This is a genomic window from Streptacidiphilus sp. P02-A3a (assembly GCF_014084105.1).
GTDB lineage: Bacteria > Actinomycetota > Actinomycetes > Streptomycetales > Streptomycetaceae > Streptacidiphilus.
This window is the reverse complement of record NZ_CP048289.1, coordinates 4531123-4545515: the sequence shown is the minus strand read 5'-3', so window position 1 is coordinate 4545515 and position 14393 is coordinate 4531123. Positions and strand designations below refer to the sequence as shown.

The 14393-nt window shown below is 70.5% G+C and carries 11 protein-coding genes; 6 read left to right on the top strand and 5 right to left on the bottom strand.

From position 1 onward, the window contains the following. The first annotated feature begins 195 nt into the window (after positions 1–195). Positions 196–4767 carry a LamG-like jellyroll fold domain-containing protein gene (locus tag GXP74_RS41855; RefSeq protein WP_182452770.1) on the top strand — a complete coding sequence of 1524 codons (4572 nt, stop codon included), beginning with the start codon at positions 196–198 and terminating at the stop codon, positions 4765–4767. A gap of 163 nt (positions 4768–4930) precedes the next feature. Here the strand turns inward: GXP74_RS41855 and GXP74_RS19720 are convergent, their stop codons facing one another. After that, a complete protein-coding gene (locus GXP74_RS19720; RefSeq protein ID WP_182452769.1) occupies positions 4931–6313 on the bottom strand; it encodes a family 2B encapsulin nanocompartment shell protein in 1383 nt (460 codons plus the stop codon). A gap of 538 nt (positions 6314–6851) precedes the next feature. Here GXP74_RS19720 and GXP74_RS19715 point away from each other — a divergent pair. Genes GXP74_RS19715 through GXP74_RS19705 form a run of 3 tightly spaced genes read left to right on the top strand, consistent with a single transcriptional unit; the run spans position 6852 to position 9254 of the window. Further along, entirely contained in the window at positions 6852–7049 is a 198-nt protein-coding gene (locus GXP74_RS19715) for a hypothetical protein (protein ID WP_182452768.1), read from the top strand. After that, positions 6971–8323 carry a family 2 encapsulin nanocompartment cargo protein terpene cyclase gene (locus GXP74_RS19710; RefSeq protein ID WP_370468557.1) on the top strand — a complete coding sequence of 451 codons (1353 nt, stop codon included), beginning with the start codon at positions 6971–6973 and terminating at the stop codon, positions 8321–8323. The genes GXP74_RS19715 and GXP74_RS19710 overlap by 79 nt, the downstream gene beginning before the upstream one ends. Positions 8324–8381: 58 nt before the next feature. Continuing rightward, positions 8382–9254, top strand: a complete 873-nt coding sequence (locus GXP74_RS19705) for a geranyl diphosphate 2-C-methyltransferase (RefSeq protein WP_182452767.1) — start codon at positions 8382–8384, stop codon at positions 9252–9254. 61 nt (positions 9255–9315) lie between these two features. Here GXP74_RS19705 and GXP74_RS19700 read toward each other — a convergent pair whose 3' ends face one another. Continuing rightward, entirely contained in the window at positions 9316–10092 is a 777-nt protein-coding gene (locus tag GXP74_RS19700) for a G1 family glutamic endopeptidase (protein WP_182452766.1), read from the bottom strand. A 513-nt stretch (positions 10093–10605) separates the two neighbouring features. Between GXP74_RS19700 and GXP74_RS19695 the strand changes: the two genes are divergently transcribed. Continuing rightward, positions 10606–11016: a hypothetical protein gene (locus GXP74_RS19695; RefSeq protein ID WP_182452765.1), complete on the top strand. Its 411-nt coding sequence runs from the start codon at positions 10606–10608 to the stop codon at positions 11014–11016. 52 nt (positions 11017–11068) lie between these two features. On the opposite strand, the gene GXP74_RS19690 is transcribed toward GXP74_RS19695, so the two are convergent. Both GXP74_RS19690 and GXP74_RS19685 read right to left on the bottom strand, forming a co-directional pair. Next, on the bottom strand, positions 11069–11779 hold the full coding sequence (locus GXP74_RS19690) for a hypothetical protein (RefSeq protein ID WP_182452764.1): 711 nt from the start codon (positions 11777–11779) through the stop codon (positions 11069–11071). A 423-nt stretch (positions 11780–12202) separates the two neighbouring features. Further along, complete coding sequence (locus tag GXP74_RS19685) at positions 12203–12715, bottom strand: hypothetical protein (RefSeq protein WP_182452763.1); 513 nt, start codon at positions 12713–12715, stop codon at positions 12203–12205. A gap of 162 nt (positions 12716–12877) precedes the next feature. On the opposite strand from GXP74_RS19685, the gene GXP74_RS19680 reads away from it, so the two are divergent. Beyond that, positions 12878–13945 carry a sensor domain-containing protein gene (locus tag GXP74_RS19680; protein ID WP_225448050.1) on the top strand — a complete coding sequence of 356 codons (1068 nt, stop codon included), beginning with the start codon at positions 12878–12880 and terminating at the stop codon, positions 13943–13945. On the opposite strand, the gene GXP74_RS19675 is transcribed toward GXP74_RS19680, so the two are convergent. Next, positions 13873–14316, bottom strand: a complete 444-nt coding sequence (locus GXP74_RS19675; protein ID WP_182452762.1) for a nitroreductase family deazaflavin-dependent oxidoreductase — start codon at positions 14314–14316, stop codon at positions 13873–13875. The genes GXP74_RS19680 and GXP74_RS19675 overlap by 73 nt on opposite strands. Positions 14317–14393 lie beyond the last annotated feature (77 nt).

The following is a 14393-nucleotide window of genomic DNA, read 5'->3' as shown; positions in this document are numbered from 1 at the left end:
ATCCCATCGGCTACTGTGACGCCCGCTCGCCGCTTGGCGGGCGTACGAACAACGGGGGGTTTTTCGCCCGATCCATGCCGGGCGAATACGGACAGCTCCTCCCACATTCCTCATGCAGGGGCAGGCCCGTAGGACATCATCCGCATATGAACGTGACAGAGAACACATATACTCGTACACACACGAAGGTCCACGATGACTGATCCCACCCGCGCGCGCCGGGCCCGGATCCGGCGCCGACTCACCGCGCCTCTTCTGGCAGCCCTGCTCGCCGCTGGCACTCTCACACCGGCGTTCGCCGACAGCGGCCCGGTCGACCCCTCCAATCCCGCCGATCCGGGAGCGGCGGCACCGCCCACATCGACCGGGTCCGTTCAGGCCGCCCAACTCCAGGCCGTGGCCACCGGTCAGCCCGTCACCGTCGACTCCCTCACCACCGCCACCACCACCGTCCTCGCCAACCCGGACGGCTCCCTCACACAGACCACCGATGCCTTGCCGGTACGTGTGCAGCAGAGCGGCGCGTGGGTGCCCCTGGACGACACCCTCACCGCCAATCCCGACGGAACCGTCAGTACGAAGGCCACCACCACGGCAGTCACCCTGTCCGGTGGCGGCACCAACCCCCTGGTCACCTTCACCGACCAGGCAGACCAGCAACTTTCGCTGTCCATGCCCTTCGCTCTGCCTGTCCCGACCCTCAGCGGCAACACCGCCCTGTATGCGTCTGCCCTTCCCGGTGTGGACCTGTCCGTCAGCATCGACCCGCAGGGCAACTTCCGTGACGTCCTGATCGTCCACAATGCCGCGGCCGCCGCGAACCCCGATCTGAAGACCCTTCAGCTTGCCGCCACCACCGAGGGGCTCACCCTGGCCACCGCCACCGGCGGCGGCATGGATGCGAACGCCCCGGACGGCACCACGGTGTTCACCAGCCCCACCCCCACCATGTGGGACTCCAGCGACAACACCAACAGCACCGGCGGGCAAAGCACCCCGTCCCCGAGCGCCACCGCGACGTCCGCCGCCAGCGCGCAGTCGGCGGCCCGCGCGGCGATAGGGACCGCAGACGCCGCGGCTGACCCCACCACACCGACACCGACGGACACCAGTACAGCTGGTGCCGGCGGCGCGGGCACCGCGTCGGGCACCGCGTCGGGCACCGATGGGCCCGGAACAGGCGCACAGGTCGCGCAGGTGCCCATGACCACTTCCAGTAGCGGGCTGACTCTCACCCCGGACCAGTCCCTGTTGACCGGGGCCAACACGACCTATCCGGTCTACATCGACCCGCCCGTCGACAACCTCACCTCCAACTACTTCGAAGCGCAGCAAGGTTGCGACTCGGCCTCGTCGAGCAACCATGAGTACGACTACGCACAGACCAACGGTGAAGGCGTCGGCTACCAGGCCTACAACGCTGCCAACGGCGACTGCATCGGCGCCGAGCGGTCCTTCTTCGAGATCGACACCTCCAAGCTGACCAGCAGCATGCACGTGCTGTCCTCCACGCTCGACGTCACCGAGACCTACGCCGCTCGATGGAGCTGTTCAACGACCGCTCCCGTGACGGTCAAATGGACTGGAGGGATCTCCCGGAGCATGTACTGGGACACCCAGCCCGCCGCGCTCTCAACCCTGGGGACGATCACCTTGGGAAGCGCCTACAACGGCGCTGATCCCGCTGACACCACCTCATGCGGGGGTCAGAACGGTTCCCTGGCCGTCACCTCCGCGATCAGTTCCATCGCCGGGAAGAACAGCACCTGGACCTTCGGCCTCTACAACCCCGACGAGAGTTCCTCCTCAGACTTCGAGCGGTTCGCCACCGACCCCAAGCTGATCACTACCTACGACATCGCGCCGACCATCGCCGCGTCGAGCGTCAACACCACCCCGGCAGCGATCACCACCAACGCCCAGGGCAAGCTCGTCGACGCCGACCCCGCCTGCGGCACCGGAACCCCAGGCTGGATCGGGCAGACCACCATCAACAACGGCGCCAGCAACATCACCATGAACGCCACGGCGGTCTCCCCCGTCGGGTCCACGGTGGCCACCTGGTTCAGCCTGAACGACACCGGCGACGGCAGCGGGACCCCCACCCAGGTCACCTACAACCACACCAGTTACCAGGCATCCGGCGCCCCCGCGAGCCTCGCAATGTCCACGACCGTGACAGACGGCCACCAGTACAACTGGTCGACCCAGGCCTCCGACGGCACCTTGACCTCCAACACCGTCAGCGACTGCCGGTTCAACGTCGACCTCACTCCACCCAACCAGGCCACCGTCACCAGCACGGACTTCCCGGTCGCCGGCAGCAACACGACCAAGTTGTTCGCCGGATCCACTGGTTCCTTCACCCTCACCAGCACCGACCCCCAACCCGCCGGCTGCTCCATCCCGAAATGCCTCACCAGCGGGCTGGCCGGATTCCGCTACTCCCTCGACCAGCCCATCCCCACCGACGGATACAGCTATACAGCCGCCGACTCCACCGGCACCGCCCAAGTGAAGATCACCCCAGAGGGCTGGGGCACTCACATCCTGTACGTCGAAGCAGTCGACAATGCCGGCAACTCCGCCGTCAACCCGGCCACCTACACCTTCTACGCACCCTGGAACCCCGCAAGCCATGTCACCGCGGGAGACCTCACCCACGACAACACCCCTGACCTCCTCGCCACCAACTCCAACGGCGACCTGATCATGCTCCCCGGTGACGCCGACCCCAACGGCACGAACGCCCACGACACGGTCTGCGCTCCCAGCAACTACCTGCCCGGCTGCCAGGCCTCCCCTGCTGCCGACAGCCCCGACAACACGAGCTGGAGCGACTTCCAGATCGCACACCGGGGCAGCTTGCACAACATGACCGTCGACGACCTGTTCGCTCACCAGAAGAACAACGCCACTCTCTACAGCGTCGACAACGACGGTATCCACCAGGGCGGTGTCGACGGCCGCTTCACCCTCGTTCACACCGTCATCCCGAAACCGCAGTGCCTGCCCGTCACCGGCCGCAGCAACAACTGCGCCCTCTACGACGCCACTGACTGGTCCACCGTGGATCAGATGACCGCACCCGGGTCCGTCTACGGCGACAAGTACGCCGACCTGATCACCAGCGAGAAGGGCAGCAGCGGCGACCAGCTCTGGCTCTACCGTGGCAGCAGCAGCGCCAGCGACCCGCTGGGCCCCCCTGCCACCGGCACCACAGCCACAACCCCGATCCTTCTAGGCACCGGCGACTGGTCCCACTTCACCCTCATCTCCCCCGGCACCGTCGGCGGAGACGTGAACACCAACACTGCAGGCACCGAGACCCTGTGGGCCCGCGACACCAACAGCGGCATCCTCTACAGCTTCTCCCTGGCCATCGACCCCACCACCGGCTATCCCGACGAGATCGCCGCACCCACCACAGCCCCGTTCACCTCCGCGGTCACCACCACCACCGGCGCCAGCCTGTGTGCGGCAGACGCCTCCGGCAGCACCACCTCCGGCAGCGCCGCCATCATCTGGACCTGCGACCAGGCCCCCGAACAGGCCTTCAGCCTGCTGGCAGACCACACCGTGCGCACCGAAGGCCTGTGCCTGCAAGCCAGCGCTACCGCCAAGGACTCCCTGGTCACCTTCGATACCTGCAACAGCGGCAACACCCTGCAGCAGTGGACCGCGGGAACCACGGGCTCCCTGGTCAACACCGCGTCCGGCATGTGCCTGGCTGACCCCTCGGCAAACCAGACCCGAGACACCGCCCTGCTGATCTGGACCTGCGACAACGGTCCCGAGCAGGACTGGGCCTCCCAGAGCGGCAACCAACTCCCAATACCCATGCCGACCATGCCCACCGCCCTCACCCCCGTACTCACCGCCGCCGAATACCCCACTCTTGCCTCCCCCGGGGACGGCACCGGACTCGGCGAGCCGTCCCTGTACGCCGTCACCCCCACCGACGAGGTCGTCGACTACCCCGGTGCCCTGCCCAGCAGCACCGGCACCGCCAACTTCGCCACCCCCGCCGACGAGGGCATCTTCAGCAACTCCGCGAACTGGTGGGATCTCGACGGCGGCACGGACAGCAACGGTGCTGCCATCGACACCGAGAACACCACCGGCACCACCGATGCCGCCCTTGAGGGCAGCGCGAATTGGGCCACCGACAGCAGCCGCATCACCAGTTCCGACCCCACCGGCACGGTCCTCAACCTCGACGGCACCACCGGCTACGCCGCAACATCCGGATCGGTCATCAACACCAGCGGCAGTTACACCGTTTCCGTCTGGGCCAAACTCAACGTCGGCTTCAACCCGGCCAGCCACTACACCGTCGTGGCGCAGCGCGACGGAACCGGCCTCCGCTGCGGCTTCTACCTGCAGTACTCCGACAGCTTCAAGGGCTGGACTCTTGTCTCGCCGGACACCGACACCGCCAGCCCCAGCGCCTACTACCATGCCGGCGACAACATCACCGCCACCGGAGGCCAATGGACCCACCTGGTCGGGGTCTTCGACGCCACCACCGACACCATGAGCCTCTACGTCAACGGTCAGCTCGCCGGTACCGGCACCAATCCCACCCCCTGGAACTCGACCTCGTCCGGTCCCCTTCTCATCGGCGGCTCCGACAACGACAGTAACGCCAGCCAGGCCGACTTCCCCGGCGAGATCAGCGATGTCCACATCTACGACATCGCCCTCAGCCCATCAGCCGCAACCACCCTCAACGACACTCCCGCCCCCATCAACAACCTCAACTGACCAAGCCCACCGTCCGTGTGCCCGCCCCTGAGCACGAACGGGGGCGGGCACAGCTCTATGCCATGAACACGCCCCGCCCTTCGCCCGACGCTGACCGCCACCCCGGGCGCGGGGGTGCCCACCCGGTGGGGGGGTGCCGGGTGGGCGGTGCGCGGGGGCGCGGTCAGTCGCGGGGGTGGGCCACCTCGACGTTCTCCAGCACCCCCAGCGCGTCCGGGACCAGCACCGCGGCCGAGTAGTAGGTGCTGACCAGGTACTGGATCACGGCCTTCTCGTTGATGCCCATGAAGCGCACCGACAGGCCCGGTTCGTACTCGTCCGGCAGCCCGGTCTGGTGCAGCCCGACCACGCCCTGGTTGTCCTCGCCGGTACGCAGCACCAGGATCGAGCTGGTGTGGCCGCCGTTGACCGGGATCTTGCCGCACGGGAAGATCGGCACCCCGCGCCAGGACGGGATCCGGTGCCCCTCGACGTCCACCGACTCCGGGTACAGGCCGCGCTTGTTGCACTCCCGGGCGAAGGCGGCGATGGCCCGCGGATGGGCCAGGAACAGCCGCGAACCCCGTCGGCGGGAGAGCAGCTCGTCCAGGTCGTCCGGGGTGGGCGGGCCGCTGTGGGTCGAGATCCGCTGCTGGTGGTCGGCGTTGGCGAGCAGCCCGAACTCCGGGTTGTTGACCAGCTCGTGCTCCTGACGCTCCCTCAGTGCCTCGATGGTGAGCTTGAGTTGCTGCTCGGTCTGGTCCATCGGCTTGTTGTAGAGGTCGGCGACCCGGGTGTGGACCTGCAGGATGGTCTGGGCGACGCTCAACTCGTATTCGCGCGGCGTCAGTTCGTAGTCCGCGAAGGAGCCGGGCAGTTCCGGCTCGCCGTCGTGCCCGGCGGCCAGGGCGATCTCGGCCTGGCCGTGGGAGTCCTGGTCCTGGTCGGTGGCGGCCTGGTAGGAGTCGACCTGCGCGCGCAGCTGCTCCGAGCGGGCGACCAGGTCGCTGAAGGCGCCGCGGGGAAGCACCAGCAGCGAGCCGGAGGTGGCCGCCCTGGCGGTGTAGTTCCAGGTCAGACCGTCCTCGGTGAGGGTCTCGTCACCGAAGTGGTCGCCGTTGGCCAAGGTGCCCAGCACGGCCTGGTGGTCGCCGAACTTGCCCTCCCCGAGCTTGCGGATCTTGCCGTGGGCGACCACCAGCACCTGGTCGACCGGCGCTCCGCGCTCGACCAGCACCTCGCCCTGCTCGAAGTCGCGCCGGGTGAAGCGCCCGGCCAGCTCGGCGAGCAGCGCCTGGTCCTCGAACCCGCGCAGCACCGGGAGTTCGGCCAGCGTCGGCGGCACGATCCGCACGTCGGCCCCGGCCTGGACGAAGCTGAGCCGCCCCTGCCCGGTGGTGTAGGTCAGCCGCCGGTTCACCCGGTAGGTGCCGCCGGAGACCTGCACCCACGGCAGCATCTTGAGCAGCCAGCGCGAGCTGATGCCTTGCATCTGCGGCGGCGTCTTGGTGGTGGTCGCCAGATTCTTTGCTGCGGCCGTAGTCAGTGCGGTCTGTTCCTGGGCCATGTCGCCGACTCCTCTGGAAGACGTGGACTGCCGTGCTGGGAAGGTTTCGGACGCAGGGCGCGACGACTGGACGGCGTATTAGCCGATACCGTCGGCCGCCGTCAACTGACGCCCTGTCATTTCTGGGAAATCAACGAGTATTCCACTGCGAACAACGAGTGAATGCCGTCACTGTGGTATTGGGGCACCGCGCACCGAAAGGGCCGGACGGCGCGGACCGGACAGCGTGCGCCGACAAAGTCCCACCAGTATGCATGGAGTCGCCGATCGAGGACGGCCAAAACCGAACAGGTACGCGTGATGGATCCAACCCCGTTGCCCCCAGTGCCGTCGGAGCCGCTTCCGACCGGGGGAAATTGCTACTGAACCCGTTGCCAACACTGGTTTTTCGAGGGAACTTTCCGGGCGCCGCCGGGGGCAAGTATTGCATGAGTATGCCAACGACGCATTCACTCGATCGAGTGATTGTGTACTGGGCTTATGACCAGCCATATTTCTTTTCGGCGATTCTAGAGCCCATGGGGGAAGGGAACCGGACATGCCCGTTGGGTCCGACGCGGCCGCGCGTCGGCTCCCGCAGACGAAACGTCACCTCTGGCTCCCGCGCGCGGCTGATGGGCCCCGGTACCGCCCGCGCCGCGACCCCGCCCACGCCGCCTGCCCGCCCCCGCTGCCCGCCCGCGCCGTCCGCACCGCCGCCCGCGCCGCCGTCCGCCCGGGGCGGCGGCACGGGTGACCATCGCACGCGAGTCAACAACTCTTCGAGGAGTGGCCGATCATGCACCATCCCGGCGTACCGCGCCGTCAGGCCGCGGCGGTGTGCTCGTGAACGACATCACCGCCCTGCAGCGGATCCTGCGCGGACCCAGCGGTCTCGGCACCTCCGGCCCGCATCCGGGCCGGGCCGCGGACCGGGCCTCGGACGGGGCCTCGGCGGAGCTCGAACTCCCGCGACCGGCAACCGAATCCGACGCGGCACCGGGGCCGGTGGCAGCCGTGGCCCAGGACGCGCCGCGGCGGGAGGTGCCGGCGCCCAGGCCGATCCCGGGGCTGTACTACCACCCGGTGCCCGAGCCCGACCCGGTGCGCGTGGCCGAGGTGAGCCACCGGATCAAGCAGTGGGCGGTGGAGGAGGTCCAGCTGTTCCCGCCCGAGTGGGAGGGCCAGTTCGACGGCTTCGACATCGGGCGCTACATGGTCGCCTGCCACCCGGTCGCGCCCACGATCGAGCATCTGCTGATCGCCACCCGGCTGATGGCCGCCGAGAACGCGTTGGACGACCAGTACTGCGAGGACCACGGCGGCTCCCCGGTCGGCCTGGGCGGGCGGCTGCTGCTGGCGCACACCGCCCTCGATCCGCTGCACACCACGCAGGAGTACCAGCCGGCCTGGGCCGCGTCGCTGTCGGCGGACTCCCCCCGGCGCGCCTACCGCTCGGCCATGCGGTACTTCGCCCAGGCGGCCTCGCCCTCCCAGGCGGACCGCTTCCGGCACGACATGGCGCGGCTGCACCTGGGCTACCTGGCCGAGGCGGCCTGGCAGGAGACGGACTACGTTCCCGAGGTCTGGGAATACCTGTCGATGCGCCAGTTCAACAACTTCCGTCCCTGCCCGACCATCACCGACACCGTGGACGGCTACGAACTGCCCGCCGACCTGCACGCGCTGCCGGTGGTCCAGCGGGTCATCGCCCTGGGCTCCAACGCGACCACCATCGTCAACGACCTGTACTCGTACACCAAGGAACTCGCCAGTCCAGGACGGCACTTGAACCTGCCGGTGGTCATCGGCGAGCGCGAGGAGTGCTCCGAGCGCGAGGCGTACCTGAAGGCGGTCGAGGTCCACAACGAGCTCATGCACGGCTTCGAGGACGCCGCGGCCCAGGCGGCGGCGGACCACCCGGTGCCCACGGTGCTCCGCTTCCTGCGCGGCGTGGCCGCCTGGGTCGACGGAAACCACCACTGGCACTGCACCAACACCTACCGCTACACCCTGCCCGACTTCTGGTGACCTTCCGGTGACCGCGCCCGCGGGACCCACCCCTGTTGACCGAGGAGAGGAACGACCCATGACCACAACCGACTTCACCCCCGACACCGCCGTGATCCCCGGGCCCGCCACGCCCTACCAGGACGACATCGCCCGCTACTGGGACCAGGAGGCGCGCCCGGTCAACCTGCGGCTGGGCGATGTCGACGGCCTCTACCACCACCACTACGGCATCGGCGACGTCGACCGGGATGCGCTCGCCGGTCCCGCCAGTGGCCACGAGAGGCGGCTGGTCGCGGAGTTGCACCGGTTGGAGTCGGCGCAGGCCGACCTGCTGCTGGACCACCTGGGCCACGTCCCGCGCGAGTCGCTGCTGGTGGACGCCGGATGCGGGCGCGGCGGCTCGATGATGATGGCCCATCAGCGTTTCGGGTGCCGGGTCGAGGGGCTGACGCTGTCGGCCAAGCAGGCCGAGTTCGCCAACCGGCGCGCCGAGGAGACCGAGGCCGCCGCGTTCGTCCACGCCCGGGTCCGCAACATGTTGGACATGCCGTTCGAGACCGGTTCGGCCCGGGCCTCCTGGAACAACGAGTCCAGCATGTACGTCGACCTGGACGACCTGATGGGCGAGCACGCGCGGATCCTGGAGGTCGGCGGCCGGTACGTCACCATCACCGGCTGCTGGAACCCGGCCTACGGGCAGCCCTCGAAGTGGGTGTCGCAGATCAACGCGCACTTCGAGTGCAACATCCACTCCCGCCGGGAGTACCTGCGGGCCATGGCCGACAACCGGCTGGTGCCCCGGGCCATCATCGACCTGACCGAGGCCACCTTGCCCTACTGGGAGTTGCGCGCCACCTCCGCCCTGGTCACCGGCATCGAGGAGGCGTTCCTGTCCTCCTACAAGGACGGCTCCTTCCAGTACGTGCTGATCGCCGCCGACCGGGTCTGACCCCCCAGCCCCCGGGCCCCTGCCGTCCCGCGCGGGACGGCGGAGGCCCCGGGGCGGTTGCTCAGTAGCGGGTCGCGCCGTGGGTGGGGGCGGTGGTCGCCCGGTCGTTGTGGTGCCGGGTGGAGTCGCCGCCGGGCACGATGGAGAAGCCGCCGTTGTCCAGCGCGGTCTCGGTGTAGCCGCCGCTGTCGATGGCCTGCGGGCTGAAGTCGTCGAAGACCTGGCCGTTGACGGTGACGTTCGTGAAGTCCAGTTCGCTGAACGAGGGGTAGCTGCTGGACGGGGACTCGATGACGGCCTCGGCGCTGATGTTCTGCGCGTCCAGGTACTGCTGGGTCTGCTCGCTCCAGCCCTGGGTGTTGTCGGTCAGGGTCAGCGTGTAGTTGCCCTGGCCGTCGGTGGTCACCGAGCCGGTGAAGGAGTCGCCCACCGAGACCGGGTCGCTGAAGTACTGCGGCGCCGCCGGGTACATCTCGTACCAGCCGCTGAGCACCGGGGAGCCGCTGGAGCAGTCGACCTGCACACCGGTCTGCTCGACGGTCTGCGACCCGTATCCGTCGATGCCGACCCACGGCGCGAACAGGTCGTTGCTGCTGTCGCAGGTGACCTGCGGCATCGTCCACGAGCCGCTGATACTGGTGAACCCGCTGCCCTGGGCGACGTAGCCGCCCCAGACGCCGTCCGAGTCGTGCGCCCGTATCTGATGGTCCGTCAACGGGCGCTGCGGCCCGTACCCGGCCGCCGAGGCCCCGACCGGGAAGGCGAGGGCCGCGGCGCCGAGGGCGGACAGCAGGGCCACGGTACGGCGGGCCCTGCCCGCAGTGCGGGGGATGCTCATGGCTGGACTCCAGGGGTGCGTGGGGGTGGGGCGGGCGGATCGCGCGCCGGGACGCCCCTCGGCGCGCCGGAAACCGGAACCCCGCGCCCGATTTGACTGTGCATCATCAAACACCCCGATCCGGGGTGGCAACAAGGGGCCGAGGCCGGTTCGGCATGTCCTCATCCCCGGACCGCCCGCCACCGCCACCCGGCGGCCGCGCCGCACCCCAGCTCAGCCCGGCGATGGCGCGGTCGCGGGGCCCCCGCGACCGCCATGCCCTCCACAGGATCCTCACAGCGCGGGCCCAGCCCCGGATCGCGGCGCAGCGGGACCCCGCCTGCGGCCGCCGGTCGAGAGGCGCCGGGGGCACGCGAAGAATATTTGTCCTTCGTACACGTTCTTACTGACGGTCCTGAGCCGTGGTCAAAAGATAGGGTGGCCCGGCCGGAGTGATCACTCGCCCATGCCACCGGGTCCGGCGGAGGGTCTCCGGAGGGATGGGACCGCACCAGTGGACGAGGAGAGACCGGCATGTTGAAGACCAGGGCCATCAGGGGCGCGGCCATCGCCGCGGCGTTCGGCGCCGTGGCGGGCGTGGTATCCGTGGCAGCGGTGAGCGGGACGGCGTCGGCCGCGACCGGCTCCGCCGCGCGCCCGGACTCCTACGCCTGCAACAAGAACGGCTACCAGGCGACCTGCACCAACGTCACCGCCGACGTGACCTTGTGGTCGCCGAGCAACAATCCCATCGTCACCGTCCCCAAGGGCGCCCAGGTGGCGGTCAGTTGCTACTACACCGGGCAGGGCGCACCGGACCCGGACGGGTTCTGGGACCACATCGTGTGGACGTCGAACCTCGGGAACACCTGGGGCCACCTCAGCGACAACGACGTCAACCTCGGCGGCGCCACCCCGCCGAGCGCGGGAATCCCGCACTGCTGAACCGCCGTGGAACCACTACCGCGTGGAGCCGGTCCCTCGGCTTCCGGCGTTTTCACCCGGTGGCGAGTTCCGCCAGTGCGGCTCCGTCCGGGCCGTAGACGGTGACCGACTCCCCGCTGGGGACCGCCGGTTGCCCGTCGGTCTGCGGGACCCAGGCGTAGCCGGTCGCGTAGCCGGGGTGGCCCGGGAGGGTCACTACCGTGGCCGGGTAGGTCCGCCCGGCCACGGTGACCGTCATCCGCGCCGCCCGGCCGGGCCCGGTGTAGAGCGGCAGGAAGAACGTGCCGCCGCTGTCGCCGGACGTCCGCAGGCTGACCGAGCCCGCCGCCTGGTTGCCGCCGACGGTGGCACTGCACTGCGCCGGGTCCTGGGCGCTCCCTTCGCAGCTCTGGTCGGCCGTCAGTCGGAGCCAGTGGCCGCGGCCGATCGACACGTCCTGACCTGCCGTCACTGTCTTTGCAGCAGAGGGTACATGTAGTGGTGACGGTGTGTCAGAAATGGTTGCCGGTGGCGCGGAGCGGGCCGGGGCGGCCCCGGGCGCGGTCCGGACCGTGCCCGTGCCCGTTCCCGTTCCCGTTCCCAGTAGCGCGGCCGCGGCCGGGACGGCCAGTGCGGCGGCCACCGCCAGCGCGGTCCGCCGTGCGCGGCGACGCTGGAGCCGCGCGCGGGCGGCGGCGCGTACCGGGGCGGCCGGCCAGAGCGGCGGGGCCAGGGCGTCGGCCTCGTCGCGCAGCGCCTGGCGCAGCATGTCCTCGGTCGTCATCGTGGGTCCGCTCCTTCCAGGTCCCGGCCCGGCCAACGCCCACGCCAACGCCCACGCACACGCACACGCCCACGCCCACGGGAGGGGCCCCGTTGCGGAGCACCTTGCCCGGTGGGCAGCCGGGCGTTTCGGCGACCTGGTGCTCGCTCAGGTCCTCCCAGTACGTGGGCGTCCGGCTCGTCCGGTGCGCTGGTCGGCGTCCGGCGCGGGGAGACTTTCGCCGGTGTCAGCTGGGCCAGGTCCTGCGCCGCGTGGTGGTCGCCGGTCAGCAGGTCGGCGGTGCGGGCCAGGCGGCTCCAGCGCGCTGCCGCGAACTCCTCGAAGTCCAGCTCGCGCTGTCGCGGTTCGCGCACCGCGCCCACCCCCGTCCGTCCCTCGCTCCGCACCGCCGACTGCCTTCCCTGCCCCGGTTCCGCGGTCGTGCTACAGCGTCGTCAGGACCGTCCCGGCGGCGTTGTAGACGGTCGTGGTGACGTTCCCCGTGGTCTGCGGGGCGCCCCAGCCGTAGCCGACGGTGTATCCGGTGTCGCCCGCGAGGCGGACCAGCCGCAGGGTGTCGTTCTGCTGGCCGGCCCGGACGGTGATCCGCGCCGCGCCGCTGCCCAGGTACAGCGCCCGGTACAGGGTTCCGGCGGTGTCGCCGGAGGTCAGCAGGGACACCGTGCCGGGTCCCTGGTTGCCGTTGGTGACGCTGGAGCAGTTCTCCACGGTCGGGCCGCTGCCGTCGCAGACCTGGGCGGCGGTCAGCGTCAGCCACTGGCCGTGGCCCAGGTCCAGGCGCTGTCCCGAGGTGACCACCACGACGGAGGCGGGGCGGGCGCTGGGGGCGGCGGCACCGCTCGGGGCCGCGTAGGCGTTGACCGGGGCCAGTGCTGCGGCTGCCAGCGCGCAGACCGCCAGCGGCTTGATGAGGTGGGTGCGCAGGGCTGTCGACATCGTCGGGCTCCTTGTTCCGGGGCTCCCCCGTGGGTGCCCTCTGCCGTACTCACCGCGGTCCGGCGGGAAAGGTTGCACGGCCCGGCGGACGAGTTCCGCGCCGTGGTACCGGGCGTCCGCGGGGGCCCGGAGGGGCGGGGCGGGCGACATTATGCTGGGGGCATGGTCGAGTCCTTGCCTTCGGTGGTCGCGGGTCGGTGGCGGCCGGGGACCGGGTTCGCCGGGCGTGTCGCGCGCGTGGGGCGGCGCGCGCTGGTGGAGTCGCTGTACCTGCTGACCGCGCCGCCCGGCGCTGTGGTCGGGCTGCTGCTGCTGGTCGGCGGCCTGGGGGTCGCGGCGGTCGGTTCGCTGCTGCCGGGCGGGGCGCCGGTCGCGGGCCGGGCGCTGGCGCTGGCGCGGTGGCCCGGGGACCTGGAGTGGTGGCGGATCGGCCGGCTGCGGTCGCGGACCGGGGTGCCCGGCGCGGGCCGGCGGCCGAGGCCGCGGGAGGCGGACGCCGCGGACCCGGGGCTGTGGCTCGACCTGGCGCACGCGGTGCTGGTGCTCCCAGTGGTCCTGGTCACCTCGGCGGTGACCGCGCTGTGGTGGTTCGTGGCGGTCGCCACCGCCACCTATCCGCTGCGCAGCCAGGGTTCGCCCGGGGCGCTGCGGCCGATGACCCTGTACGCGGGCAGCGACCGCTCCCATATCGCCCTGGGCCTGGGGCTGACCTCGCCGGGCGGGCGGCTGGGTTTCGCGGTCACGGTGTGCGTGCTGCTGCTGGTGACCCTGCCGCTGGTGACGCGGGCGGCCGTCGCCGCGCAGGCGGGTCTGGGGCGGGCGCTGCTGCCCACCGTGTGGGCCCTGCACCGGCGGATCAGCGGGCTGGAGCGGGAGCGCGACAGTGCCCGGGCGCAGGCTGTCGCGGCGGTGTCGGCAGAGGCGCGGGCCCTGCGCCGGCTCGAACGCGACATCCACGACGGGCCCCAGCAGCACCTGGTGCGGCTCGCGCTGGAGTTGGGCCGCGCCCAGCACCATTTCGACAGCAGGCCGGGGCCCGCCGGGTCACTGCGGTCCGCCATTCACCCGGGGTGTGGCCTGCCACACCCCGGGCCGCGCGTCCCAGGCCGTGTACCGGACGCCTCGGGCGGGGGCCGCCCGAGGCGTCGGGTGTCCGTTCAGTGGGCGCTGACCGGCTCCAGGACGAAGACCGGGATCACCCGGTCCGTCTTCTGCTGGTACTCGGCGTAGTCCGGCCAGACCTCGACCGCGCGCGACCACCACAGGTCCCGCTCCGCGCCCTGGACCTCGCGGGCCGTCATGTCCTGCCGTACCGCGCCGTCCTGGAGCTCGACCAGCGGGTGCGCGACCAGGTTGTGGTACCAGGCGGGGTGGCTCGGCGCGCCGCCCTGCGAGGCCACCACGGCGTACGCTCCCTGGTGCTCCACCCGCATCAGCGGGTTCTTGCGGATCTTGCCGCTCTTGGTCCCGAGGCTGGTGAGGACGATGACGGGCACATCCCGCAGCGTCGTTCCCTCGGTGCCCCCGGAACCCTCGTACAACGCGACCTGGTCGCGGACCCACTGATCCGGGCTCGGCTGGTACTCGCCGCTGAGAGGCATGCTGTTCCCGTCCTTCGCAAGGCGGAGCCGAGGCGGGTGACCTGCTGTCAGCCGCCTCGGGTCCGCGGTTCGACCTG

Coding starts and splice junctions, on each gene's coding strand:
- GXP74_RS41855 (WP_182452770.1), top strand. CDS start 196: ATGACTGATCCCACCCGCGCGCGCCGGGCCCGGATCCGGCGCCGACTC.
- GXP74_RS19720 (WP_182452769.1), bottom strand. CDS start 6,313: ATGGCCCAGGAACAGACCGCACTGACTACGGCCGCAGCAAAGAATCTG.
- GXP74_RS19715 (WP_182452768.1), top strand. CDS start 6,852: ATGCCCGTTGGGTCCGACGCGGCCGCGCGTCGGCTCCCGCAGACGAAA.
- GXP74_RS19705 (WP_182452767.1), top strand. CDS start 8,382: ATGACCACAACCGACTTCACCCCCGACACCGCCGTGATCCCCGGGCCC.
- GXP74_RS19700 (WP_182452766.1), bottom strand. CDS start 10,092: ATGAGCATCCCCCGCACTGCGGGCAGGGCCCGCCGTACCGTGGCCCTG.
- GXP74_RS19695 (WP_182452765.1), top strand. CDS start 10,606: ATGTTGAAGACCAGGGCCATCAGGGGCGCGGCCATCGCCGCGGCGTTC.
- GXP74_RS19690 (WP_182452764.1), bottom strand. CDS start 11,779: ATGACGACCGAGGACATGCTGCGCCAGGCGCTGCGCGACGAGGCCGAC.
- GXP74_RS19685 (WP_182452763.1), bottom strand. CDS start 12,715: ATGTCGACAGCCCTGCGCACCCACCTCATCAAGCCGCTGGCGGTCTGC.
- GXP74_RS19680 (WP_225448050.1), top strand. CDS start 12,878: ATGGTCGAGTCCTTGCCTTCGGTGGTCGCGGGTCGGTGGCGGCCGGGG.
- GXP74_RS19675 (WP_182452762.1), bottom strand. CDS start 14,316: ATGCCTCTCAGCGGCGAGTACCAGCCGAGCCCGGATCAGTGGGTCCGC.